Source organism: Xanthomonas rydalmerensis, assembly GCF_033170385.1.
GTDB classification, from domain to species: domain Bacteria; phylum Pseudomonadota; class Gammaproteobacteria; order Xanthomonadales; family Xanthomonadaceae; genus Xanthomonas_A; species Xanthomonas_A rydalmerensis.
The window spans coordinates 3659012-3682036 of sequence record NZ_CP126170.1 but is presented as its reverse complement, the minus strand read 5'-3'; the positions used below and the strand labels follow the sequence as shown (position 1 = coordinate 3682036).

The window sequence follows — 23025 nt, the reverse complement described above, 5'->3', positions numbered from 1 at the left end:
CGGCCCCTCAAGCCGGCGGCGCAAACCGTGCCGCCGCCAGGCGAATGCTCCACACCAGTTCCACCATCGCCAGGTTGTTGAGCAGCGCCTCGCCGCCCAGCACCAGCCAGTAGCCGGCGCCGTCGACCCAGAACGGCACGAACGACCAATCCGGCAGCAACAACTGCGGCTCGCTGTAGAACGCCACGTAGCGGTGCGCGCCGTGCCAGCCGCGCGCGCGCTGGCGCTGGGCGAAGCTTGCGAAGTCGGCCGCGGCCGCGCTCAGTGTCTCGGCCTGTTCCTGGTCCAGCCCGACATGACCGAGGCAGAAGCCGCTGTCGGAGGCCAGCACCGCGCGGCGTTCGGCCGATAGCGGGGCGATCACGTGCTGGGCGAAATCGTCCAGGCGGATTTCCGGGCCGGGCACCGCACGTCGCAGCAACTGCACCCATTGCTGTTCGCGCGCGTCCTGCAGCAGGCGCTGCGCGTCGCCACCCACGCGCTGGCGCCATTCCTGCAGCGACAGCGCGCCGTGCGCGCCGAGCAGCAGTTGCAGCGCGCGCTGCATGCGGTCGGGCGTGGCGCTGGCGAAGCCGTGCAGCACGCCGTGCGGAGTCGGCATCAGCCAGGTCGGTTCGAGGCTGGTCGGTTCGGGGGTGGTCATCGCGGCGCACTCGCGCTGGAAAAGGACAGGGCGTCGACGCTGCGGCCGCCCAGCGGTTCGCGCTGCTGCAGCCAGCGCGCGGTGCTGTCCCAGCGGTCGCCCAGGGCCAGCGCATGGCGGCGCAGTTCGCGGGTGGCGAGCATGAAGGCGAGCTTGTCCTGGCAACTGATGCAGTAATCCAGGAACTCGCGTTCGCAGCGCGCCGCGGCGATCGGTGCGCCATCGCACAGCGCGTCCACCACCTCGCGCACCATCCGCCGCGAATGGTCCGGGCTGGCCCGGCGCACCCGCGCCGGCACGTCGGCGGACGGCCGCGCCAGCACGCTCCAGCGCGTGGCCAGGGCGTTGATCGGCAGCAGCGCGTGGCCCTGGCTATGGCGCTGGAATGCCTCGGCCACGTGCGGCGCCAGATGCGCCGCGGCCATCTGCAGCGCCAGCTGGCGCAGGGCGACGTCGTGCCGCGGCAGGGCGACGAACAGGTCGGCGAGCACGCCCTGGGTCGGTTCGTTGTCGTGCAGTTGCAGCGCGGCGTGCAGTCGCGCCAGGTGCGCGGCGGCATCGCGCGGGTCGCGCAGCAGGGCGCGGGCGTGGGTGCGCATCACCAGGCGTGCGGGATCGCGGGCGGAAGGCGTGGGCATGGGCGCCTCAGTCCAGCAAGGTGTCGATCAGGTCGATCATGAATTCCGCGTCCTCCGCAGCCATCGCCTCGAAGCCGCGCTCCAGGCCCAGCGCGTCCAGCATCGCCTGGTCGTCGCGGTGCGCGGCATCGCCCAGCGCAAGCAGGGCATCGCGCAGCACCGGTAGTTGCTGGCCCAGGCGCGGATGCGCCAGCAGCACGTGGCCGATGTCGCACAGCGCGCTTTCCACCAGCGGACGCAGCCGCGCGCGGGTCAGCCGCGACAGGCCGTGGTAGGCGGTGGCCAGGAACAGGCCGGCATCGGCTTCGCCCTCCAGCAGCAGTCGCGCCACCGCGGCATAGCTGCTGGCCGGGCGCCAGGCGATGCGCTCCGGCTCCAGGTCGGCCGGTTCCAGCAGGCGCAGGCCGATCAGGCGCACGTCCTGGTTGGCGGTCAGCGCGATACGGCAGCCGTAGGGCAGGTCTTCCACGCACCGCGCGGGCGCTTCGGCCGCGGTCGCGATCACCACCTCGTCGGCGTGGCCGCGCGGCCGCGCCAGCGGCAGGTAGCCGCGTTCGCGGATCAAGGCGCTGGCGTCGAAGGGGCTGGCGTACACCAGGTCGACGACGCTGTCGTCCAGCAACTGCCGCTGTTCGGCGGCATCGGCCGGCATCAGCAGGCGCAGGCCGATGCCGGCGCGGCGTTGCAGTACCGTGCTGAGCAGGTACCAGCCACCGAAGTATTCGGGGGCGAAGTCCGGCGCGACCAGGAACGTGCAGCTCATGCCGGCGCCTGCGCGCGTTCGTCCTGCAGCCATTGCGCGTACAGCGGTTGCAGTGCGTCGATGCGCCGCCGCGAAGGCTTGCGCCGTACCGAAGTGAAGCCGACCACGCGACCGTCGCGCACGTTCGGCAATGCGGTGGCGTAGACCCAGTAGCAGGCGCCGTCGCGGCGCAGGTTCTTGACGTAGCCGTGCCACTTCTCGCCGGCCAGCACGGTGTCCCACAACGCGCGGAACGCGCGACGCGGCATCTCCGGGTGGCGCAGGATGCAGTGCGGCGCACCGATCAGCACCTCGCGCGGCCAGCCGCTGAGTTCGACGAAGGCATCGTTGGCGTGAGTGATGACGCCGTCCAGGTCGGTGCGCGAGACGATCAAGCGCCCGTCCGGATAGGCCACCTCGTGTTCGCTCCAGTACACCGTGCGGCGGCTGCCATCGTGGTAGCGCAGCTCGGCGCTGCGGTGCGGTTCGTGCGGCGCTTGCATCGGCGGCAGCGGCATGGCGGCCCCCTACAGGATCTGCTGCAGCGCCTGTGCGGCGCGCTTGATGTCCAGGAATACCAGGCCCAGCCTGGCACTGGGCTTGGCCAGCACGGTGAGCACCGCCTCGCGGCCGGCCGCACTCATGATCACGTAGCCCGACTCGCCCTGGATCAGCACCCGCTCCAGCGCGCCGCGCGCCAGTTCGCGCGCGCTGCGCTCGCCCAGCGCGAGCAGCGCCGCGGACATCGCGCCGACGCGGTCCTCGTCCATGCCCTGCGGCATCGCCGAGGCGATCATCAGCCCGTCCAGGGAGATCAGCGCCGAAGCCTCGATATCGGCGGTGGCGCCGTTGAGCCCCTCCAGCGCCTGTTGCAACTGTTGCGTTCGCATGCTCGCCTTCCGCTTGCGCATCCCGACCGGGTGCGGGAGGCATTGGACCGCGTCGGCGCGGTGTTGCCCTTGATCTGGATCAAGGCCGATGGTGGTGCTCGGCGCGGCAGTCGGGCGAACGACGCGGGCTGGCCGTGGAAAGGCGTCGCTGCCGAAGGTGGTGGAGGCACGCGTGGCGGGCTGAAGCCCCTCCCACAACGGTGCTGGCCGCTGCGACGACTGTCGCGTGCTGCGCGGCCGGCGATCCACGCGCAACGCGGGCAATGGTCTGCCAGAAAAACGCGGCGGCCCATGGAGCCGCCGGTGGTGTGCTGCACGGGCCGCGTCGCGACCTGCGCTGTGTTCTTCGTCCGCGCTTACGGTCCTGCGGCGACGTCGACCCAGACCAGATGGTGGTCGCTGCCGTCGGCGATGGCCGCGGAGGGATCATTGGATGCCGGCCAGAACACGCCGCTGTCCAGGTAGCGGAAGTTGCGCGACGGCAGCACGTAATCCAGGCGCATGGTGCCGGCCTTGGGGCCGAAATCGCCGGTGACCTGCTGCGGCGGACCGCGATGGGCGATGCCGGTGGCCGCATACGCGCGCGTGGTCTCTTCGCCGCCGGCGCTGTGCGGGGTGGGATACTGCAGCACGCGCGGATGCGTCACCAGGGCGCGGATCGCGTCGTGGCGGCCGTCGCCGTCGATTACGTCGTTGTTGAGGTCGCCGAGCATCACGAACTGCGCGTCGGCGGCCAGTCCGCCGCAGCGGCCGGCGTCGTCGCACAGCCAGCGCGCCTTGCCGCTGCCGGCATCGTCCAGGTACTCGCGCCACAGCCGCAGTTCGTCGTGGTTGCGTGCGGCGTTGCGCTTCTCGGCGCCGTCGAACACCGGCGGGGTCGGATGCGACACCAGCGCATGCAGCACGCCCAGCGGGGTGCGCACCGGCACGTCCCAATGCGACTTCGACGACAGCCGCAGCTGCGCCCACACCGCGTCGCTATGGAAGAAGCGGCCGGTGGCCGGATCGACCGGGCGCAGCGCGTCGGGCATCGCGCTCCACTTCAGCAGGCGGAAGCTGCGCACCGCCTTGCTGTCGATCGGGTATCGGGACAGCAGCAGCATGCCGTACTGGCCGGGATGCAGGCCGTAGCCCCAGGCATCGTTGCCGAACGCACGCCCTTGGCCGCCGACGTGGCCGTCGTTGTCCAGGTCCAGGCCGCTGGGCACGCCGGTATTGACCGGCGCCAGGTAGCGGTAGGGATAGCGCAGCGCCGCGCCGCCGTGCGGCTGCGGCACCGCCAGGTAGCGCTGCTCGAACAGGTCGGCGGCGCGATGCGCGTCGTCGTAGTCGAACTCGTTGAGCAGCACCACGTCCGGGCGTACCTGCTGCAGCACCGCGGCGATCTTGCGTGCCTGCGCGCTGTCGCCCTGCAGTGCGGCGATCAGCCCGCCGGCTTCGTCGGCATTGAGCGAGGTGTTGTAGGTGGCCAACCGCAGCGTTTTGGCGGCAGGCGCGGCGGCGTCGGTCATCGGGGTGGAAGTGGGGGCGGTGTGCGCGCAGGCGCCGCACAGCAGGATCAGGGCGAGCAGGAGGAGGCGTGATGTCATGCGCCAAGTTTCGCATGCGCTGCATGTCCGCACGATGGCGCGACGACGCGCGGCGGCACGGTTCGGCAACGCGATGCCAGTCGCTCCGGTCAGCCGCCGAGCTGGCGCAGGTAGTCGTCGAAGTCGCGCCAGTGGCGACCGTCGTAAGCCTGCAGCGGCCGGAAGCGGCGCTTGTAGTCCATCTTCTGGTGGCCGCGGATCCAGTAGCCCAGGTACAGATGGCCCAGGCCTTCGCGTCGCGCCCAGGCGATCTGCTGCAGGATCGCCAGCGTGCCCAGGCCGCGCGCGCCGGCGTCCGGGTCGTAGAAGGTGTAGACCGCCGACAGCGCCTGCGCGGCGATGTCGGTGACCGCCACCGCCAGCAGCGGCCCGCGCCGTCCATCGGGCATCTTCTGCCGCAGCTCCAGGAAGCGCCCATGCGACCAGTGGCCGATCAGGAACTGGTCGAACTCGTGCGCGCCGTGATCGTCCATGCCGCCGCCGGGATGGCGATGGCGCAGGTAGCGTTGATACAGCGCCAGCTGTTCCTCGCTGCGCTCGGCGGCGACGATGCGCACCTCGACATCGGCATTGCGCGCCAGGCAGCGGCGCTGGCTGCGATCGGGCACGAAGTCCTGGATCGGGATGCGCACCGCCACGCAAGCGCGGCAGTGATCGCAGTGTGGGCGATAGACCAGATCGCCGGAGCGGCGGAAGCCCCAGCTCAACGCCAGCGGATACAGCGCGCCCAGACGCGGATCGTGCGGATCCAGCACCAGGTCGCGGGCCTGCCGCTCGGGCCAGTAACCGCACGCGTGCTGGCCGGTCTGGAACAGCCGCAGGTCGTCGCTGGCGTCGGAATGGATGGCCATGCGTCGAGCATAGCGCTTCGCCATCGCAGGGGCCGCGACTGTCCCGTCCATGAATACGCCCGGCGGCGGGTCAACCGCGGCGGCGACGGGGCGTTGTCAGCAGGGAAGGCACCGCGGTGCCGGCCCGTGCTGCGGGCCGCTTGCGGCGCCGGACGCCTGCCGCCCCGGCAGGTGCCTCATCATCCTCAGGGAGTGACCCATGAAGTCTCGCAACCCGCTGCTCGCCCTGGCCGTGCTGGCCGTCCTGTCCGGTGCCGCCTACGCCGTTCCGCCGCCGCCGGCCGATCCTGCTGCGCCCGCCGATGCCGGCGGCATCGCCGCGCTCGACAAGAACGGCGACGGCGTCATCGACCGCAGCGAGGCCGCCGCCGATCCGCGCCTGGCCGAACATTTCGACGCGATGGACAAGAACCACGACGGCAAGCTCAGCCGCGACGAGTGGCCGCGGCACGGCCGCCATGGCGGCCCGGGTGGACGCGGCGTGCCCGGCGCGATGATGGCCAAGCTGGACACCAACAAGGACGGCCGCATCAGCCGCGCCGAGGCGCAAGCCGATCCGAAGCTCGCCGCGCGTTTCGACAAGATGGACGTGAACAAGGACGGCTACATCGACCGGGCCGACTTCGAGCTGCGCGCCAAGCAGCATCGCGATGCCTGGTTCACCGCGGCCGATACCAACAAGGACGGCATGCTCAGCCGCGCCGAGTTCGACGCGGCGCAGGCCAAGCGCTGGGCGCATCGCCCGGGTGGGCAGCGCGGTGGCGACGCGCCGGCGCCGATGCCGACGCCGGACAGCAACTGAGTCATCCGCCGCGGCCGTGGCCGCGGCGTCATTGCACCAAGGCGCCGATCGACAGCGCCCCTGCGCCTTTCGCGCAGGGGCGTTTTTGTTTTCTATGAGGACGAAACCTGCTGTGGTGTGCTGGGCGGTGCGGCGGCAGGTACAGCGCGGGACGTGCGTGGTCGTGCGGCGTTCGTCGATATGGTCGCGGCCGGTTGCGATGTCCGGCATCCGCTACGGCGAGCACCGCGTGCAGGCTGCGATCGCGGTACCGATGGGCACGGTGCCGATCGGATTGCCGTCGCCGCGCCTGGTGCCGCACCGTCGCGCAAGGACGATGGTCGGCAGGACGTCATCGCTGCGGACGATGTCCACCGCATGCGCGGCCGCTCGCTCCGCCAGGCTCAGTTGCCGCGCGGCGCCGGCTGCACGCGCACGCGTACTTCGTCGCTGCCGATGTCCTGTGCCGGGGGCGTGGCCGGCTGCGTCGCGGGGGCCTGCGCCGGCGCGGCGGTCGGCGCGCGGTTGTCGCGATGGCGCAGCACCGTGATCAGGGCCACTGCACCGATCGCCAGCAGCAGGGCGATGCGGATACGCCAGGCCCAGCGCTTGCCGGTATCCGCGTCCACCTGCGAGCGGAACTCGCTCAGATAGGGCGCACGGCCCTGTTCCGGGTCGCGGCGGGTACTGTCGAGCAGGCCGGCGTCGCGCAGCAGTTCGCGTGCGCGCGGCTGGTCGTCGGCATGCACCACCCATACCGTGGGCTGGGCCTGCGCCGCCACCGGATCCAGATAGCTGAACTGGCCGCTGCGGCGAGTCCGGTAGGAGCGGCCGTTGCTCAGGCGCACGTCGATGCCGGCATCGCGCAGCAGGGCGGCGACGCCTTCTGCGGTTTCCACGCGTTGGCTGCTGAAGATCTGACGCATGTTCGTGTCCTCAGCGCTTTGCCGGCACTTGCGCCGCGGCGTCGGCGTCGGGGACCACGCGGATCAGGCCTTCCTGCGCGGTGCTGGCCACCAGGATGCCGTCGCGGGTGAAGAACTGCCCGCGCGCCAGGCCGCGCGCACCCTGCGCGCTGGGGCTGTCCAGCGAATACAGCAGCCAGTCGTCGGCGCGGAACGGGCGGTGGAACCACAGCGCGTGGTCGAGCGAGGCCATCTGCACGTTCGGCGTGTAGTAGCTGATGCCGTGCGGGAACGTGGCGGTGCCGAGCAGGTGGAAGTCGGAGGCGTAGGCGAGCAGCGCCTGGTGCAGCTCCGGCGCATCGCCGACCGGCTCGCTCAGGCGCAGCCACATCTGCTGGAACGGCGGACGCTTGGGCGGATTCAGTTCGTCGCGCGGATACACGTGGCGGAACTCGAACGGGCCGCCGCGCGAGAGCCAGCGCTGCACCTTGGTCGGCAGCGTCGCCAGCACTTCCGGGCGTGCCGCCGGGGTCGGTTCGATGTCTTCCGGCTGCGGCACTTCCGGCATCTTCAACTGGTGCGTGGCGCCGTCCTCCTGTTCCTGGAACGAGGCCGCGCAGAAGAAGATCACCTTGCCGTGCTGGATCGCGGTGACCCGGCGCACCGAGAAGCTGCCGCCGTCGCGGGTGCGGTCCACGTCGTAGACGATGGGGTGCTCGATGTCGCCGGCGCGCAGGAAGTAGGCGTGCAGCGAATGCACGCGGCGCGCGTTCTCCACCGTGGCCTGCGCCGCCGACAGCGCCTGGCCCAGCACCTGGCCGCCGAACACGTACTTGGTGCCGATGTCGCGGCTCTGGCCACGGAACAGGTTGTCCTCCAGCCGCTCCAGCGACAGCAGCTCGATCAGTTCGGAGACGACGGGGGCGGGCTTGGCGGACAAGAGGCGGTGCCTGGCGACGGACGTGCGCCGATTATAGCGGGCCGTCCGCGCCCGCCCGCGCGCCGGCGCCGCTCAGCCCTTGCCCAGCCGCGCCGCCAGCGCGCGCAGCGCGGCCTGGGTGTCCGGCGCCTGCCAGTCGTCGATCAGTCGCTCCAGCCCGATGTGCTCGTCGGCCAACGCCACGCGCAGGTCGGCGCGGGCGATGGCGCGGGTCTGCAGCATCGGCTGGCGCGGCCGCTTCAGCAATTCCAGCAGCCAGGCCAGCGCACGTGCCACCACCAGGTCGGCGTCGACCAGTTCGTCGACCAGGCCGATCTCCAGCGCGCGCTCGGCACTGACCAGGTCGCCGCCCACAATCAGGCGCTCGGCGCGATGCGCGCCGACCACCCGCCGCAGCAGGCGCTGGATGCCTTCGGGGGCGACCAGGCCGACCTGAGTCTCGTTCAGGCCGATCTGCAGCGGATGCGCCGCATCGGGGCTGCGCGCCATCACCCGGTAGTCGCAGCACAGCGCCAGCACGCAGCCGCCGGCCGGGGCGTGGCCGGTCAGCGCCGCCACCACCGGGATCGGGCTGGCGGCCAAGGCACGCGCTGCGCCGAAGAACTGCTGCCAGCTGCCGAGCAGCTTGGCGCGGTCGTCGCCGTGGCTGAGCAGGTGCGGCACGTCCATGCCGGCGGAGAACAGGCGTTCGTTGCCCGACAGCACGATGCCGTGCGCGCCGTCGGCACCGGCCTGCTCGATCGCCTGGATCAGGTGCCGGCACAGCTCGGTGTCCAGCGCATTGACCGGCGGCCGCGCCAGGCGCAGTTCGCGGATGGGGCCGTGGTTGATCACGTCGATGAGCGTCGTCATGCTGCGGTCTGCTTTCGAAGAAGGAACCTCGGCGATGATAACCAAACCATTCGCTGGCGTATTGTTCGTGCTGTGCGTGGCCGCCGCCTCGGCGTCGGCCGCGGAACCGGCCTGCCTCACCCTGGAGCAGGGCTGGGTGCGGTTGCCGCCGAATCCGGCGATGCCGATGACCGCCGGCTACGGCGTGCTCCACAACGGCTGCGGCAAGCCGGTCACGGTCACCGGCGCCAGCAGTTCGAGCTTCGGCGATGTGTCGCTGCACGAGACCACGGTCGTCGCCGGCGTCAGCCGGATGCGCGCGGTCGAGCGGGTGCCGCTGGCGCCCGGCGCGCGCGTCGAACTCAAGCCCGGCGGCATGCACCTGATGCTGATGCAGGGCAAGGGCGCGCTGAGCGAAGGCCAGGCCGTGCCGCTGCAGTTGCAACTGGAAGATGGCGGCAAGGCCGATGCGACGCTGACGGTGCGCAAGCAGGCGATGTAAGAACGAGTTTCCTTGGTACTTCGTAGGAGCGGCTTCAGCCGCGACAGGCATTCACTGCAACGCGTGTCGCGGCTGAAGCCGCTCCTACAAGAGCTGGAGCGCTGTAAAAAGCGGGCGATTGGAGTTGCCTGTAATGCGTGCGTGCATCGCGCGCAGGTGCTTGACTAGGTACGTGCCGCCGGGCGGTCGCGCGCTGCGCCGGCGAATTCAAACGCGAACGCCGCCGGTATTGCGATGGTTTGCCTTGCGCCGGGCCGTGCCCGGCGCAAGCGCAGGCGTCAGCTCGTCGCCTTGCGTACGGCGTCCGGGAGTGGTGCGCTCTTGCCGGTCTGGGTGTCCATCCACACCACTACCACGTTGCCGTCGGAGTACAGCCGGCTCTCGTCCTGCTGGTCGACGATCCGGTGGCCGATGGTCACGCTGCTGGTGCCCAGGCGTTCGACGAACAACTCGACCAGGATGTCGTTGGGCCACACGATCGGCGCGCGGTAGTTGACGTTGGTCGCCGCCACCACCGGGGCGATGCGGTCGCTCATGGACACGCCTTCCACGCCCAGCATCCAGCGCACGCGCGCTTCTTCCAGGTAGGAGATGTACTTGGCGTTGTTGACGTGGCCCATGCTGTCCATGTCGCGCCAGCGCACGCTGATCGGAATGCGCGCCAGGATCTTGTGTTCGCTGCTCATCAAACGTCCTTCTTCTTCTTGGTACCGGTACTGGTGGTGCTCTTGCTGGCCTTGTCGCTCTTGGCGGCCACGGCCTTCTTCGCCGGCTTTTCCGGCTTGACCTTGCGCGGCGGGCGCGCATCGGGCTTGTTGGCCATCGCCGCCGGCTGCTCCGGGCGCGCGCTGGTGGACGGCAGCATCCGCGCCAGGAACTGGCCGGTGTACGACTGCGGGCAGGCCGCGACGTCTTCCGGCGTGCCGGTGACCAGGATGGTGCCGCCGCGGTGGCCGCCTTCCGGGCCGAGGTCGACGATCCAGTCCGCGGTCTTGATCACGTCCAGGTTGTGTTCGATCACCACTACGGTGTTGCCTTCGTCGCGCAGCTTGTGCAGCACGCCCAGCAGCGCCTCGATGTCGTGGAAGTGCAGGCCGGTGGTCGGCTCGTCGAGGATGTACAGGGTGCGGCCGGTGTCGCGCCGCGACAGTTCCTTGGACAGCTTCACGCGCTGCGCCTCGCCGCCGGACAGGGTGGTCGCGCTCTGTCCGAGCTTGATGTAGCTCAGGCCCACGTCGACCAGGGTCTCCAGCTTGCGCGCGATCGACGGCACCGGCTCGAACAGCTTCAGCGCATCCTCGACGGTCATTTCCAGCACGTCGTTGATGTTGAAGCCCTTGTACAGGATCTCCAGCGTCTCTCGGTTGTAGCGCTTGCCGTGGCAGACGTCGCAGGGTACGTACACGTCCGGCAGGAAGTGCATCTCCACCTTGATCAGGCCGTCGCCCTGGCAGGCCTCGCAGCGGCCGCCGCGCACGTTGAAGCTGAAGCGGCCCGGCGAGTAGCCGCGCGAGCGCGCTTCCGGCACCTGCGCGAACAGTTCGCGCAGCGGCGTGAACAGGCCGGTGTAGGTCGCCGGGTTGGAGCGCGGGGTGCGCCCGATCGGCGACTGGTCGATGTCCACGACCTTGTCGAACAGGTCCAGGTGCTCGATCTCGCGGTACGGCGCCACGCTGTGCGAGGCGCCGTTGATCTCGTTCGCCGCCAGGGTGAACAGGGTGTCGTTGATCAGCGTCGACTTGCCCGAGCCGGACACGCCGGTGATGCAGGTCAGCAGGCCGGCCGGGATATCCAGGTCGACGTTCTTGAGGTTGTTGCCGGTGGCCCCGCGCAGGTGCAGGGTCATCTTCGGATTGGCCTTGTGGCGCTTGGCCGGGATCTCGATGCGGCGCTTGCCCGACAGGTATTGCCCGGTCAGCGAGCGTGGCGCCTTGAGCAGGTCCTGCACGCTGCCGTGGCCGACCACCTCGCCGCCGTGCACGCCGGCGCCGGGGCCGATGTCCAGCACGTAGTCGGCCAGGCGGATCGCGTCCTCGTCGTGCTCGACCACGATCACCGTGTTGCCGAGGTCGCGCAGGCGGGTGAGGGTGCCGAGCAGGCGTTCGTTGTCGCGCTGGTGCAGGCCGATCGACGGTTCGTCGAGCACGTACATCACGCCGACCAGGCCGGCGCCGATCTGGCTGGCCAGGCGGATGCGCTGCGCCTCGCCGCCGGACAGGGTGTCGGCCTTGCGTTCGAGGGTGAGGTAATCCAGGCCGACGTCGACCAGGAAGCCGAGCCGCTCGGCGATTTCCTTGACGATCTTGCTGGCGATCTCGCCGCGCCAGCCGGGCAGGTCGAGCTGGCGGAAGAAGGTCAGCGCGTCGTCGATCGGCAGCACCACCAGGTCCGGCAGCGGACGGTCGGCGACGAACACGTTGCGCGCGGCCTTGTTCAGGCGCGCGCCCTTGCAGTCCGGGCACGGTCGCTCGCTGATGTACTTGGCCAGTTCCTCGCGCACCGCCGGCGATTCGGTCTCGCGGTAGCGGCGTTCCAGGTTGGGGATGATGCCTTCGAAGCGATGCTTGCGCTGGGTGCGGCCGCCGGCGTCGGTGAAGTAGGTGAAGGTGATGGTCTCATCGCCGCCGCCGTACAGCACGGCCTGGCGCACGCTCGCCGGCAGCGACTGCCAGGGCGCGTCGACGTCGAACTTGTAGTGCTTGGCCAGCGAGGCGATCAGCTGGAAGTAGTACGCGTTGCGCCGGTCCCAGCCGCGCACCGCGCCGGCCGACAGCGACAGCTCCGGATGCACCACCACCCGATCGGGATCGAAGAACTCGGCCACGCCCAGGCCATCGCAGCTCGGGCAGGCGCCCATCGGCGCGTTGAACGAGAACAGGCGCGGTTCCAGCTCCGGCAGCGAGTAGTCGCAGACCGGGCAGCTGTACTTGGAGGAGAATAGGTGCGGCGCAGCCGCGGTGTCGTCCAGCGACTGCACCGAGACCATGCCGTCGGCCAGCTTCAGCGCGGTCTCGAAGCTCTCGGCCAGACGCTGCTTGATGTCCTCGCGCGGACGGAAGCGGTCGATCACCGCCTCGATGGTGTGCTTCTGGCGCAGCGCCAGCGCCGGCACCGCGTCGATCTCGTACAGCTCGCCGTCCACGCGCACGCGCACGAAGCCCTGCGCGCGCAACTGCTCGAACACCTGCGCATGCTCGCCCTTGCGCTCGCGGATCACCGGCGCCAGCAGCATGTAGCGCTGTTCCGGGTCCAGGGTCAGCACATGGTCGACCATCTGGCTGACCGTCTGTGCTTCCAGCGGATAGCCATGGTCGGGGCAGCGCGGCTGGCCGACGCGTGCGTACAGCAGGCGCAGGTAGTCGTAGATCTCGGTGATGGTGCCGACGGTGGAGCGCGGGTTGTGCGAGGTCGACTTCTGCTCGATTGCGATCGCCGGCGACAGGCCCTCGATGTGATCGATGTCGGGCTTCTCCATCACGCTGAGGAACTGCCGGGCGTACGCCGACAGCGACTCCACGTAGCGGCGCTGGCCTTCGGCGTAGATGGTGTCGAACGCCAACGAGGACTTGCCGGACCCGGACAGGCCGGTGATCACGATCAGCTTGTCGCGCGGCAGGTCGAGGTCGAGATTCTTGAGGTTGTGCGTCCGCGCGCCGCGGATGCGGATGTAATCCATCGCCATGAAGAGATTCCGGAGTGTGCCGGCCGCGGCGGTGCCACTGGCCAGTGTGGGGGCGGAAAGGGGACGGCAATCGATCAGCGTACCCAGCTTGTCAGGTGGGGGCAATTGCCGCAGATCCCAGCACTGCCGGGCGCCGGCGGCTGGCTGGTTCAGGCAGCCGTGCCGGCCCGCGGGGCTTGACAGTCCGGGCCTGGGTGGGCTTGACCCTGTCGCGCGCGGCGGATTACAATTCCGCTCCTGTCTGCCCGAAACGGCACGACGGGAACGACCACAATAACTACAGAGGAAGTCTGGTCATGTACGCAGTACTGGTCACCGGCGGTAAGCAATACCGCGTCGCGCAGGGCGAAACGCTCCGCGTGGAAAAGCTCGAAGTCGAAGCCGGCAACGAGATCACGTTCGACAACATCCTGATGCTGGGCGACAGCGACGGCATCAAGATCGGCGACGCGCTGAAGGGCGCCGCCGTCACCGCCAAGGTCGTGGCCCACGGCCGCGCCGACAAGGTGCGCATCATCAAGTTCCGCCGCCGCAAGCACCACATGAAGCGTCAGGGTCATCGGCAGCACTACACCGAAATCGAGATCACCGGCATCGCCGGTGGCGACAAGAAGTAAGGAGCAGCAGTCATGGCACACAAAAAAGGCGTAGGTTCCTCGCGCAACGGCCGCGACTCCAACCCGAAGTACCTGGGCGTGAAGATGTTCGGCGGCCAGGCCATCGAAGCCGGCAACATCATCGTGCGTCAGCGCGGCACCCAGTTCCACCCGGGCGCCGGCGTCGGCCTGGGTCGCGACCACACCCTGTTCGCGCTGGTCGACGGCAAGGTCGAGTTCTCGGTGAAGGGCGCCAAGAAGCGCCGCACCGTGAGCGTGGTCACCGAGGCGTAAGTCGCCGGTGTCCAGGGCCTGCGCCATGGCGCAGGCTTGCTGACGAAAGCCCCGCTTCGGCGGGGTTTTTCGTTGGTGGCGGGGATGTCGGGATTGGGGATTGGGGATTCGCAACGGCGGATTCCATTGGCTCCTTCGATCCCTTGCTCCGTTCCTTTGCCGGGGCCGCTAAACTGCGGCGTCCGGTGGTTTTTCCAATCCCGAATCGCGAATCCCGAATCCCATGAAGTTGGTAGACGAAGCGGAAATCCAGGTCACGGCCGGCAATGGCGGCAATGGCTGCATCGGCTTTCGCCGCGAGAAGTTCATCCCGCTGGGTGGGCCTGACGGCGGCGATGGCGGCAACGGCGGCAGTGTGTGGCTGGTCGCCGACGAGAACCTCAACACCCTGGTCGACTTCCGCCACCAGCGCGCGTTCCGTGCGCAGCGCGGCGAGAACGGCATGGGCCGGCAGATGTACGGCAAGGCTGGCGAAGACCTGACCATCACCGTGCCGGTCGGTACCGTGGTGATCAACGTCGAGACCGACGAGGTCATCGGCGACCTGGTCGCGCACGGCGACCGCTTGCTGGTCGCGCAGGGCGGCAAGGGCGGCCTGGGCAACATGCACTTCAAGAGCTCGGTGACCCGCGCGCCGCGCAAGGCCACGCCGGGCGAGGAGGGCGAGGAGCGTACGCTCAAGCTGGAGCTGAAGCTGCTGGCCGACGTCGGTCTGCTGGGCTTCCCCAATGCCGGCAAGAGCACCTTCATCCGTGCGGTCTCCGCGGCCACGCCGAAGGTCGCCGACTATCCGTTCACCACGCTGTACCCGAACCTGGGCGTGGTCAGCGTCGAGGCCTACCGCAGCTTCGTGATCGCCGACATTCCCGGGCTGATCGAGGGTGCCGCCGATGGCGCCGGCCTCGGCGCGCAGTTCCTGCGCCACCTGCAGCGCACCCGCCTGCTGCTGCACCTGGTGGATCTGGCGCCCATGGAGGGCGGCGTGGACGGCGTGTCGCCGACCGAGCAGGTGCGGGCGATCGAGCGCGAGCTGCAGAAGCACGATCCGGAACTGCTGGCCAAGCCGCGCTGGCTGGTGCTGAACAAGGCCGACCTGATGTTCGAGGACGAGGCGCGTGCGCTGGCTGAACAGGTCGTTGCCGAACTGGGCTGGACCCAGCCCTGGTACCTGGTGTCGGCGTTGGGTCGCGAAGGCACCTGGCCGATCATGAAGGACGTGATGGCGTTCTTCGACCGCCAGCGCGAGGAGGCGCTGGAGGCGGCCGCCAATGCCTCCTGAGCGCCGCACCGTGCGGCGGCGCACAGAGCGGGGTGGCGCTCACACGAAAAACCCGGCCAAGGCCGGGCTTTTTCGTGGTGCTGCCGGAAGCGCGGGCGCTTCCGGCGTCGACTGCAGCCGATCAGGCGGCGGTCTTGATCGCCTTGATGCGGGCGCTCAGGCGGCTCTTGTGGCGGGCAGCCTTGTTCTTGTGGATCAGGCCACGCGAGCTGAAACGGTCGAGGATCGGTTGGGCGATGGCGAAAGCGGCTTCGGCGCCGGCTGCGTCGTTGGCGTCCAGGGCCTTGATGACCTTCTTGACGGCGGTGCGCAGCATCGAACGCTGAGCCGTGTTGCGCGCGTTGCGCACGACGGTCTGCTTGGCGCGCTTCTTGGCGGACTTGATATTGGCCACGGTGGTGGTTTCCTGGAAAGCTGTGTGGTGGATAAAAACAAGCGGGAGAGTATGAAGCGTCCGAATATTCGCGTCAAGTCAATTGTCAAGAGGGCCGCCGCATGAGCACGCCGCGCATGTTTCGCGGGCTGCTCTCCTTCAGCAGCATGACCATGGTCTCGCGCGTGCTGGGGCTGGTGCGCGACCAGGCCATCACCATTTCCTTCGGCGCCAACGCCACCACCGACGCGTTCTGGGTGGCGTTCCGCATTCCCAACTTCCTGCGCCGGCTGTTCGCCGAAGGCTCGTTCGCCACGGCCTTCGTGCCGGTGTTCACCGAAGTGAAGGAAACTCGCCCGCACGCCGACCTGCGCGCGCTGATGTCGCGGGTGTCCGGCACCCTGGGCGGCGTGTTGCTGCTGGTCACCGCGCTGGGGCTGATCTTCACCCCGCAGGTGGCGATGCTGTTCAATCCCGGCGCCAGCGACGACCCGGCCAAGTTCGGGCTGATCGTCGACCTGCTGCGGCTGACCTTTCCGTTCCTGCTGTTCGTGTCGCTGACCGCGCTGGCCGGCGGTGCGCTCAACAGCTTCCATCGCTTCGGCCTGCCGGCGCTGACCCCGGTGATCCTCAATCTGTGCATGATCGCCGGCGCGCTATGGCTGGCGCCGCGGCTGCAGGTGCCGATCCTGGCGATGGGCTGGGCGGTGCTGGTGGCCGGCGTGCTGCAGTTGCTGTTCCAGTTGCCGGCCCTGCGCGGCATCGACCTGCTGACCCTGCCGCGCTGGGGCTGGCAGCACCCGGACGTGCGCCGGGTGCTGACCTTGATGGTGCCGACCCTGTTCGGCTCCTCGATCGCGCAGATCAACCTGCTGCTGGACACGGTGATCGCCTCGTTCCTGTACGCCGGCTCGCAGAGCTGGCTGTCGCAGGCCGACCGCTTCCTGGAGCTGCCGCTCGGCGTGTTCGGCGTGGCCCTGGGCACGGTGATCCTGCCGGCGCTGTCGCGGCATCACGTCAAGACCGACCGCGCCGGGTTCTCCAGCGCGCTGGACTGGGGCTTGCGCACCACCTTGCTGATCGCGGTGCCGGCGATGCTGGGGCTGATGCTGCTGAGCCAGCCGCTGGTGGCGACCCTGTTCCAGTACGGCAAGTTCACCGCCTTCGACACGCGCATGGCGGCGATGTCGGTGTTCGGCCTGAGCTTCGGCCTGCCGGCCTTCGCCCTGCTCAAGGTGCTGCTGCCGGCGTTCTATTCGCGCCAGGACACGCGCACGCCGGTGCGCGCCGGCGTCGCCGCGCTGGTCGCCAACATGGTGCTGAACCTGTTTTTCCTGGCGATCCTGTACCAGCTGTGGGTGCCGGCGGAGCTGCGCGCGCAGGGCGTGCGCGCAGCGCTGGAGGCAGTGCCGGGCCTGCACCTGGCACTGGGCCTGGCCAGTGCGGTTGCCAGCTACCTCAACCTGTCGCTGCTGTGGCGCTGGCTGCGTCGCGACCAGGTCTACCAGCCCAAGCCGGGCTGGAGCGGCTATCTGCTGCGGCTGGGCGTGGCCTGCGCAGCGATGGTCGCGGTGCTGGTGTTCGGCCTGCACTGGCTGCCGGCGTTCACCACCATGGACAAGTGGCACCGCATCGGCAGCCTGCTGCTGCTGGTGGGCGGCGGTGGCGCGGTGTATCTGGTTGCCTTGTTGGCGCTGGGGTTCCGGCCGCGGGATTTGCGGGAGCAGTAGTGGGGCTGGGAGTGGGGATTCGGGATTGGGGATTCGCAGGAGCGGCTTCAGCCGCGACCGGGGGTGGCATACCGGTGAAATTCCCGGTCGCGGCTGAAGCCGCTCCTACGACGGGAGGCCGCGCCCGGTCATGCCCCCACCCGCTATACTCGACGGTTACGCATCATCGACCGGCGCCTCCTGCGCCGGCGCTTCGGACCGAGGAATGAGCAGGCTGTTTAGAGACGTCGAGGGCGGGACCCTGTTCCCGCAGGGAAGCGTGGTCTGCATCGGCGCCTTCGATGGCCTGCACCTGGGCCACCGCGCGCTGGTGCGGCAGGCGATCGCGCGCGCGCGCGCGGCGGACGTGCCGGCGGTGGCGCTGAGCTTCGAGCCGCTGCCGCGGGAGTTCTTCGCCCCGGCCGCGCCGCCGCCGCGGCTGACCCTGGCCCGGGCCAAGGTGCAGGGCCTGCACCGGCTCGGCATCGACAGCGTCGGCCTGCTGCGCTTCGACCGGCGCATGGCGTCGATGAGCGCCGAGGACTTCGTGCAGCGCGTGCTGGTCGAGCGCCTGCGCGCGCGCGAGGTCTGGATCGGCCCGGCGTTCCGCTTCGGCCACAAGCGCGGCGGCGACATCGCGCTGCTGCGCGCGCTGGGCGCCCAGCACGGCTTCGCCGCCGACGAGATCGCGCCGGTGCACCTGCGCGAGGAGCGCATCTCCAGCACCCGCATCCGCGAGTTGCTGGTGGCCGGCGAGTTCGCCCATGCCGCCGAGCTGCTCGGTCGCCCGTATGCGATCGGCGGCCGCGTGGTGCGCGGCAAGCAGCTCGGGCGCACGCTCGGCTATCCCACCGCCAACCTGCGCTTCGCCCGCACCCCGGCGCTGTCCGGCATCTACGCCACCTGGGTGCACGGGGTGGCGGCACAGCCGTGGCCGTCGGTGTCCAGCTTCGGCACCCGCCCGACCGTGCAGGGCGTGGAGCCGCTGCTGGAAGCGCACCTGTTCGATTTCCAGGGCGACCTGTACGGTCGCCACATCGAGGTGGAGTTCGTCGCCAAGCTGCGCGACGAGGAAACCTTCGCCGATCTGCCGGCGCTGACCGCGCAGATGCACCGCGACGCCGCGCTGGCGCGGCAACTGCTCGCCGCGCCGGCCGCCACGGGCCTGCCTCCCGTGTCCGCCGCCCCGCGCGCGGACCTCCCCCTGAAGACCACCGACCGGTAACTGCCCGTGACCCAGGACTACAAAGCCACCCTCCACCTGCCGGCGACCGAGTTCCCGATGCGCGGCGACCTGCCCAAGCGCGAGCCGGACATCCTGGCGCGCTGGGAGAGCGAGGGCCTGTACACGCGGCTGCGCGACAACGCCCAGGGCCGGCCGCTGTTCGTGCTGCACGACGGCCCGCCGTACGCCAACGGCGCGATCCACCTCGGGCATGCGGTCAACAAGATCCTCAAGGACATCATCGTCAAGTCCAAGTACCTGTCCGGCTTCGATGCGCCGTACATCCCGGGCTGGGACTGCCACGGCCTGCCGATCGAGATCGCGATCGAGAAGAAGTTCGGCAAGGTCGGGGTCAAGCTGGATGCGGTGGAGTTCCGGCAGAAGTGCCGCGAATACGCCAACGAGCAGATCGACCTGCAGCGCCGCGACTTCAAGCGCCTGGGCGTGATCGGCGACTGGGACAACCCCTACCGCACGCTGGACTTCCATTTCGAGGCCAACGAGATCCGCGCGCTGGCCCGGATCGTCGAGAACGGCCACCTGACCCGCGGCGTGAAGCCGGTGCACTGGTGCTTCGACTGCGGCTCGGCGCTGGCCGAGGCCGAGATCGAGTACGCCGACAAGCAGTCGCCGACGGTGGACGTGGCCTATCCTGCCCGCGACGGCGCGGCGCTGGCCGCCGCGTTCGGCGCGACCCTGCCGGAAGGCGCCGAGGTCGCGGTGCCGATCTGGACCACCACGCCGTGGACGCTGCCGGCCTCGCTGGCCGTGTCGCTGGGGCCGGAGCTGGTCTATGCGCTGGTCGAAGGCCCGGCCCGCGACGGTCGCCGCCGCTGGCTGGTGCTGGCCGATGCGCTGGCCGAGCGCGCGCTGCAGCGCTACGGGGTGGATGAGGTGGTGGTGCACGGCCGCGTCGCCGGCGCGGCGCTGGAACACCAGGTGCTGGCGCATCCGTTCTATGACGAGCGCGACGTCCCGGTGATCCTCGGTACCCACGTGTCCGACACCGACGGCACCGGTGCGGTGCACACCGCGCCCGGCCACGGCCAGGAGGACTACGCGGCGGTCAAGCCGTACGGGCTGCTGGAGCGCTACGGCGCCGCGCAGATCAACCCGGTGGACGCACGCGGCGTGTACCTCCCGTCGACCCCCGCGGCCGATGGCACGGAACTGGCCGGGCTGCACATCTGGAAGGCCAGCGACGTCATCGCCGACCTGCTGGCCGCGCGCGGGCTGCTGCTGGCGCGCGCCAGCATGGTCCACAGCTATCCGCATTGCTGGCGGCACAAGACCCCGATCGCGTTCCGCGCCACGCCGCAGTGGTTCATCTCGATGGAGCAGGCCAACCTGCGCGCCGACGCGCTCAAGGCGATCGAGGGCGTGCACTGGTACCCGACCTGGGGCCAGGCGCGCATCGCCGGCATGGTCGCCGGGCGCCCGGACTGGACGATCTCGCGCCAGCGCACCTGGGGCGTGCCGATCGCGCTGTTCGTGCATCGCGAGACCGGCGAGCCGCATCCGCGCAGCACCGAACTGATGCGCCAGGTCGCCGACCGGGTCGAGGAGGGCGGGGTGGACGTGTGGTACACGCTCGACGCCGCCGACCTGCTGGGCGAGGAGGCCGCCGACTACGACAAGATCACCGACATCCTCGACGTCTGGTTCGACTCCGGCGTCACCCACGAGGCGGTGCTGACCGAGCGCGGCCTGCCCAAGCCGGCCGACCTGTACCTGGAAGGTTCCGACCAGCACCGCGGCTGGTTCCAGTCCTCGCTGCTGACCGGCGTGGCGCTGGACCACGCGGCGCCGTACCGGCAGTGCCTGACCCACGGCTTCACCGTGGACGAGCATGGCCGCAAGATGTCCAAGTCGCTGGGCAACGGCATCGAGCCGCAGGACATCATGAAGACCCTGGGCGCGGACATCCTGCGCCTGTGGATCGCCTCGGCCGACTACAGCAACGAGATGTCGCTGTCGCAGGAGATCCTCAAGCGCAATGCCGACGCCTACCGGCGCCTGCGCAACACCGCGCGCTTCCTGCTCGGCAACCTGCATGGCTTCAATCCCGCCGTGCACCTGCGGCCGCTGCCGGAGCTGGTGGCGCTGGACCGCTGGATCGTGCACCGCGCCAACGAGGTGCAGGAGCAGATCAAGGCGGCCTACGCGCGCTACGACTTCGCCGCCATCGTGCAGGCGCTGCTGAACTTCTGCAGCGTGGACCTGGGCTCGCTGTACCTGGACGTGACCAAGGACCGGCTGTACACGATGGCCGAGGACTCGCTCGGCCGGCGTTCGGCGCAGACCGCGATGTTCCATGTGGCCGAGGCCTTCGTGCGCTGGATCGCGCCGATCCTGAGCTTCACCGCCGACGAGCTGTGGGGCTACCTGCCGGGCGCGCACCTGGGCAACGTGCTGTTCGCGACCTGGTACGAAGGCCTGGCGCCGTTGCCGGAGGACGCGGCGCTGAGCGCGGCCGACTTCGAGCAGCTGCTGGCGCTGCGCGAGCAGGTGGCCAAGGTGCTGGAGCCGATGCGCGGCAACGGCGTGATCGGCGCGGCGCTGGAGGCGGAGATCACCGTCGCCGCTGACGCCGCCACCGCGGCGAAGCTGCAGCCGCTGCAGGACGAACTGCGCTTCCTGTTCATCAGCGGCGACGTGGTGGTGCGCGAGGCCACGACCGACGAGATCTTCGTCAGCGCCCAGGCCACCGAGAAGCCCAAGTGCGTGCGCTGCTGGCACTACCGCGCCGACGTCGGCGCCGACCCGGCGCACCCGGAACTGTGCGGCCGCTGCGTCAGCAACATCGAAGGGCCGGGCGAGGAGCGCCACTGGTTCTGAGTCCCGTCCCCGGCCACGCGTCTTGCGCGCTGCCGGGGTCAGCGGCGGCGCCGTTGCGGCGCCGGCCGTCCTTCCTTTCCTCATTCGCCCAAGGCGGACTTGCCGCATGACCGCACGACCCAACCCCTCCGCCCTGATCTGGCTGCTGCTGTCGGCCGTGGTGATCGGCCTGGACCAGTGGAGCAAGGCCTGGGTGCTGTCCAGCCTGCCCGAGTTCACCGCGGTGCCGGTGATTCCCGGCTTCTGGAACTGGTATCGGACCTACAACACCGGTGCGGCGTTCAGTTTCCTGAGCCAGGCCGGCGGCTGGCAGCTGTGGTTCTTCACCGCGCTGGCGGTGGGCATCAGCGCCCTGCTGGCCTGGTGGTTGGCGCGCACCCCGCGCGGCGAGTGGCGCAGCGCGCTGCCGTACGCGCTGGTGATCGGTGGCGCGATCGGCAACGTGATCGACCGGCTGATGCACGGCCACGTGGTCGATTTCATCCAGTGGTACGTGGGCGAGCACTACTGGCCCTCGTTCAACATCGCCGACTCGGCGATCGTCGCCGGCGCCATCGGTATCGCCCTGTTCGGCGTGTTCGACGGCAAGGCGAAGCGAAAAGCGGGATAATCGGTGCCACTCTCCCTGTCGAAGCGCCTGGCCCCCTGCGGCCGGCGGATCTAGCTATGGATGTCCTGCTCGCCAACCCCCGCGGCTTCTGCGCCGGCGTCGATCGCGCGATCGAGATCGTCAAGCGGGCCATCGAAACCCTGGGCGCGCCGATCTACGTGCGCCACGAGGTGGTGCACAACCGCTTCGTGGTCGACGACCTCAAGCAGCGCGGCGCGATCTTCGTCGAGGAACTGGACGAGGTGCCCGACGGCAACACGGTGATCTTCAGCGCTCACGGCGTGGCCCAGGCGGTGCGCCAGGAAGCCGAGCGGCGCGGGTTGAAGGTGTTCGACGCGACCTGCCCGCTGGTCACCAAGGTGCATTTCGAGGTGGCACGGCACTGCCGCGCCGGCCGCGACGTGGTGCTGATCGGCCATGCTGGCCATCCGGAGGTGGAAGGCACGATGGGGCAGTGGGACCGCGAATGCGGCACCGGCCGCATCTATCTGGTCGAGGACATCGAGCAGGTCGCCACGCTGGACGTGCAGCAGCCGGAGAACCTGGCCTACACCACCCAGACCACGCTGTCGGTGGACGACACCCGCGGCATCATCGAGGCGCTGCGCGCGCGCTACCCGGCGATGCAGGGGCCGAAGAACGACGACATCTGCTACGCCACCCAGAACCGCCAGGACGCGGTGCGCGACCTGGCCAAGGAGTGCGACCTGGTGCTGGTGGTCGGCTCGCCGAACAGCTCCAATTCCAACCGGCTCAGCGAGCTGGCGCGGCGCGACGGGGTGGAGTCCTACCTGATCGACGGTGCCGACGAGATCGATCCGGCCTGGATCGCCGGCAAGCGCCGCGTCGGCCTGACCGCCGGCGCCTCGGCGCCGCAGGTGCTGGTGGACGGGGTGATCGCGCGGCTGCGCGAACTCGGCGCCGACGGCGTGTCCGAACTGGCCGGCGAACCGGAATCGATGGTATTCGCCCTGCCCAAGGAACTGCGGCTGCGTTTGGTCGACTAGCGGGCGCGTCTAGTTACGCGTTCTTGCAATGATTTGCTGGACTTTTCGTTGCGATCGTAAAAGCGGCTTCAGCCGCGACGGGCATTTCCGGTAAAGCCTG

23 protein-coding genes are annotated in these 23025 nt (G+C 69.7%); 10 read left to right on the top strand and 13 right to left on the bottom strand.

Features of this window, described 5'->3' with window-relative positions; genetic code table 11:
• Nucleotides 1-7: 7 nt before the first annotated feature.
• The 7 genes from QN245_RS15410 to QN245_RS15380 all read right to left on the bottom strand — a co-directional run bounded on the left by QN245_RS15410 (nt 8) and on the right by QN245_RS15380 (nt 5353).
• Nucleotides 8-643 (bottom strand): hypothetical protein, encoded by a 636-nt coding sequence (locus QN245_RS15410; RefSeq protein WP_317843593.1) that lies wholly within the window; start codon nt 641-643, stop codon nt 8-10.
• Nucleotides 640-1281 (bottom strand): hypothetical protein, encoded by a 642-nt coding sequence (locus tag QN245_RS15405; RefSeq protein ID WP_255421655.1) that lies wholly within the window; start codon nt 1279-1281, stop codon nt 640-642. The genes QN245_RS15410 and QN245_RS15405 overlap by 4 nt, the downstream gene beginning before the upstream one ends.
• A 7-nt stretch (nt 1282-1288) precedes the next feature.
• Nucleotides 1289-2044, bottom strand: coding sequence for a PhnD/SsuA/transferrin family substrate-binding protein (locus QN245_RS15400; protein WP_317843592.1), 756 nt, complete (start codon nt 2042-2044; stop codon nt 1289-1291).
• Nucleotides 2041-2541, bottom strand: coding sequence for a PAS domain-containing protein (locus QN245_RS15395; protein ID WP_317843591.1), 501 nt, complete (start codon nt 2539-2541; stop codon nt 2041-2043). Before QN245_RS15395 ends, QN245_RS15400 begins: the two co-directional genes overlap by 4 nt.
• 9 nt (nt 2542-2550) lie before the next feature.
• Nucleotides 2551-2913 (bottom strand): roadblock/LC7 domain-containing protein, encoded by a 363-nt coding sequence (locus QN245_RS15390; protein WP_048491514.1) that lies wholly within the window; start codon nt 2911-2913, stop codon nt 2551-2553.
• Nucleotides 2914-3269: 356 nt separating this feature from the next.
• On the bottom strand, nt 3270-4502 hold the full coding sequence (locus QN245_RS15385) for an endonuclease/exonuclease/phosphatase family protein (protein WP_317843590.1): 1233 nt from the start codon (nt 4500-4502) through the stop codon (nt 3270-3272).
• Between the two features lie 89 nt (nt 4503-4591).
• The gene (locus QN245_RS15380) at nt 4592-5353 is read right to left on the bottom strand and encodes an arginyltransferase (protein WP_184448156.1); all 762 of its coding nucleotides are present in this window, start codon (nt 5351-5353) and stop codon (nt 4592-4594) included.
• A gap of 199 nt (nt 5354-5552) precedes the next feature.
• On the opposite strand from QN245_RS15380, the gene QN245_RS15375 reads away from it, so the two are divergent.
• Nucleotides 5553-6155, top strand: coding sequence for an EF-hand domain-containing protein (locus QN245_RS15375; protein ID WP_317843589.1), 603 nt, complete (start codon nt 5553-5555; stop codon nt 6153-6155).
• 383 nt (nt 6156-6538) lie between these two features.
• Here QN245_RS15375 and QN245_RS15370 read toward each other — a convergent pair whose 3' ends face one another.
• The 3 genes from QN245_RS15370 to QN245_RS15360 form a co-directional block, all read right to left on the bottom strand.
• The gene (locus QN245_RS15370) at nt 6539-7060 is read right to left on the bottom strand and encodes a putative signal transducing protein (RefSeq protein ID WP_184448155.1); all 522 of its coding nucleotides are present in this window, start codon (nt 7058-7060) and stop codon (nt 6539-6541) included.
• Between the two features lie 10 nt (nt 7061-7070).
• On the bottom strand, nt 7071-7979 hold the full coding sequence (gene tesB / locus QN245_RS15365; protein WP_167087348.1) for an acyl-CoA thioesterase II: 909 nt from the start codon (nt 7977-7979) through the stop codon (nt 7071-7073).
• Between the two features lie 72 nt (nt 7980-8051).
• The gene (locus tag QN245_RS15360; RefSeq protein ID WP_167087350.1) at nt 8052-8831 is read right to left on the bottom strand and encodes an enoyl-CoA hydratase/isomerase family protein; all 780 of its coding nucleotides are present in this window, start codon (nt 8829-8831) and stop codon (nt 8052-8054) included.
• A gap of 34 nt (nt 8832-8865) precedes the next feature.
• Here QN245_RS15360 and QN245_RS15355 point away from each other — a divergent pair, with 34 nt between their 5' ends.
• Nucleotides 8866-9312: a copper chaperone PCu(A)C gene (locus QN245_RS15355; protein ID WP_167087352.1), complete on the top strand. Its 447-nt coding sequence runs from the start codon at nt 8866-8868 to the stop codon at nt 9310-9312.
• Nucleotides 9313-9590: 278 nt separating this feature from the next.
• Here the strand turns inward: QN245_RS15355 and QN245_RS15350 are convergent, their stop codons facing one another.
• Entirely contained in the window at nt 9591-9998 is a 408-nt protein-coding gene (locus QN245_RS15350; protein WP_160947640.1) for an acyl-CoA thioesterase, read from the bottom strand.
• Entirely contained in the window at nt 9998-12994 is a 2997-nt protein-coding gene (uvrA, locus tag QN245_RS15345; RefSeq protein WP_317843588.1) for an excinuclease ABC subunit UvrA, read from the bottom strand. The genes QN245_RS15350 and uvrA overlap by 1 nt, the downstream gene beginning before the upstream one ends.
• Before the next feature lie 296 nt (nt 12995-13290).
• Between uvrA and rplU the strand changes: the two genes are divergently transcribed.
• From rplU to cgtA, 3 genes are all read left to right on the top strand, one after another.
• A complete protein-coding gene (gene rplU, locus QN245_RS15340) occupies nt 13291-13611 on the top strand; it encodes a 50S ribosomal protein L21 (RefSeq protein WP_010341170.1) in 321 nt (106 codons plus the stop codon).
• A 12-nt stretch (nt 13612-13623) separates the two neighbouring features.
• Nucleotides 13624-13884 carry a 50S ribosomal protein L27 gene (gene rpmA, locus QN245_RS15335; RefSeq protein WP_010341169.1) on the top strand — a complete coding sequence of 87 codons (261 nt, stop codon included), beginning with the start codon at nt 13624-13626 and terminating at the stop codon, nt 13882-13884.
• 223 nt (nt 13885-14107) lie between these two features.
• A complete protein-coding gene (cgtA, locus tag QN245_RS15330; RefSeq protein WP_152180459.1) occupies nt 14108-15163 on the top strand; it encodes an Obg family GTPase CgtA in 1056 nt (351 codons plus the stop codon).
• Nucleotides 15164-15284: 121 nt separating this feature from the next.
• On the opposite strand, the gene rpsT is transcribed toward cgtA, so the two are convergent.
• A complete protein-coding gene (gene rpsT, locus QN245_RS15325) occupies nt 15285-15557 on the bottom strand; it encodes a 30S ribosomal protein S20 (protein ID WP_010341167.1) in 273 nt (90 codons plus the stop codon).
• A 116-nt stretch (nt 15558-15673) separates the two neighbouring features.
• Between rpsT and murJ the strand changes: the two genes are divergently transcribed.
• From murJ to ispH, 5 genes are all read left to right on the top strand, one after another.
• Nucleotides 15674-17266 (top strand): murein biosynthesis integral membrane protein MurJ, encoded by a 1593-nt coding sequence (gene murJ, locus QN245_RS15320; protein WP_317845379.1) that lies wholly within the window; start codon nt 15674-15676, stop codon nt 17264-17266.
• 205 nt (nt 17267-17471) lie between these two features.
• Nucleotides 17472-18470, top strand: coding sequence for a bifunctional riboflavin kinase/FAD synthetase (locus QN245_RS15315; RefSeq protein WP_160964379.1), 999 nt, complete (start codon nt 17472-17474; stop codon nt 18468-18470).
• A 6-nt stretch (nt 18471-18476) separates the two neighbouring features.
• Nucleotides 18477-21308 carry an isoleucine--tRNA ligase gene (gene ileS / locus QN245_RS15310; RefSeq protein ID WP_317843587.1) on the top strand — a complete coding sequence of 944 codons (2832 nt, stop codon included), beginning with the start codon at nt 18477-18479 and terminating at the stop codon, nt 21306-21308.
• 106 nt (nt 21309-21414) lie between these two features.
• Nucleotides 21415-21918: a signal peptidase II gene (lspA, locus tag QN245_RS15305; RefSeq protein WP_160964381.1), complete on the top strand. Its 504-nt coding sequence runs from the start codon at nt 21415-21417 to the stop codon at nt 21916-21918.
• A 56-nt stretch (nt 21919-21974) separates the two neighbouring features.
• Entirely contained in the window at nt 21975-22925 is a 951-nt protein-coding gene (ispH, locus tag QN245_RS15300) for a 4-hydroxy-3-methylbut-2-enyl diphosphate reductase (RefSeq protein WP_152243398.1), read from the top strand.
• Nucleotides 22926-23025: the final 100 nt, after the last annotated feature.

Excerpts from the sequence above, each read along its gene's own strand:
- rplU (WP_010341170.1), top strand. The coding sequence starts at position 13,291 with ATGTACGCAGTACTGGTCACCGGCGGTAAGCAATACCGCGTCGCGCAG.
- QN245_RS15350 (WP_160947640.1), bottom strand. The coding sequence starts at position 9,998 with ATGAGCAGCGAACACAAGATCCTGGCGCGCATTCCGATCAGCGTGCGC.
- QN245_RS15385 (WP_317843590.1), bottom strand. The coding sequence starts at position 4,502 with ATGACATCACGCCTCCTCCTGCTCGCCCTGATCCTGCTGTGCGGCGCC.
- uvrA (WP_317843588.1), bottom strand. The coding sequence starts at position 12,994 with ATGGCGATGGATTACATCCGCATCCGCGGCGCGCGGACGCACAACCTC.
- QN245_RS15400 (WP_317843592.1), bottom strand. The coding sequence starts at position 2,044 with ATGAGCTGCACGTTCCTGGTCGCGCCGGACTTCGCCCCCGAATACTTC.
- murJ (WP_317845379.1), top strand. The coding sequence starts at position 15,674 with ATGTTTCGCGGGCTGCTCTCCTTCAGCAGCATGACCATGGTCTCGCGC.
- QN245_RS15380 (WP_184448156.1), bottom strand. The coding sequence starts at position 5,353 with ATGGCCATCCATTCCGACGCCAGCGACGACCTGCGGCTGTTCCAGACC.
- cgtA (WP_152180459.1), top strand. The coding sequence starts at position 14,108 with ATGAAGTTGGTAGACGAAGCGGAAATCCAGGTCACGGCCGGCAATGGC.
- QN245_RS15405 (WP_255421655.1), bottom strand. The coding sequence starts at position 1,281 with ATGCCCACGCCTTCCGCCCGCGATCCCGCACGCCTGGTGATGCGCACC.
- QN245_RS15410 (WP_317843593.1), bottom strand. The coding sequence starts at position 643 with ATGACCACCCCCGAACCGACCAGCCTCGAACCGACCTGGCTGATGCCG.
- QN245_RS15375 (WP_317843589.1), top strand. The coding sequence starts at position 5,553 with ATGAAGTCTCGCAACCCGCTGCTCGCCCTGGCCGTGCTGGCCGTCCTG.
- QN245_RS15390 (WP_048491514.1), bottom strand. The coding sequence starts at position 2,913 with ATGCGAACGCAACAGTTGCAACAGGCGCTGGAGGGGCTCAACGGCGCC.
- lspA (WP_160964381.1), top strand. The coding sequence starts at position 21,415 with ATGACCGCACGACCCAACCCCTCCGCCCTGATCTGGCTGCTGCTGTCG.
- QN245_RS15360 (WP_167087350.1), bottom strand. The coding sequence starts at position 8,831 with ATGACGACGCTCATCGACGTGATCAACCACGGCCCCATCCGCGAACTG.
- QN245_RS15370 (WP_184448155.1), bottom strand. The coding sequence starts at position 7,060 with ATGCGTCAGATCTTCAGCAGCCAACGCGTGGAAACCGCAGAAGGCGTC.
- ispH (WP_152243398.1), top strand. The coding sequence starts at position 21,975 with ATGGATGTCCTGCTCGCCAACCCCCGCGGCTTCTGCGCCGGCGTCGAT.
- QN245_RS15315 (WP_160964379.1), top strand. The coding sequence starts at position 17,472 with ATGAGCAGGCTGTTTAGAGACGTCGAGGGCGGGACCCTGTTCCCGCAG.
- QN245_RS15355 (WP_167087352.1), top strand. The coding sequence starts at position 8,866 with ATGATAACCAAACCATTCGCTGGCGTATTGTTCGTGCTGTGCGTGGCC.
- QN245_RS15395 (WP_317843591.1), bottom strand. The coding sequence starts at position 2,541 with ATGCCGCTGCCGCCGATGCAAGCGCCGCACGAACCGCACCGCAGCGCC.
- rpmA (WP_010341169.1), top strand. The coding sequence starts at position 13,624 with ATGGCACACAAAAAAGGCGTAGGTTCCTCGCGCAACGGCCGCGACTCC.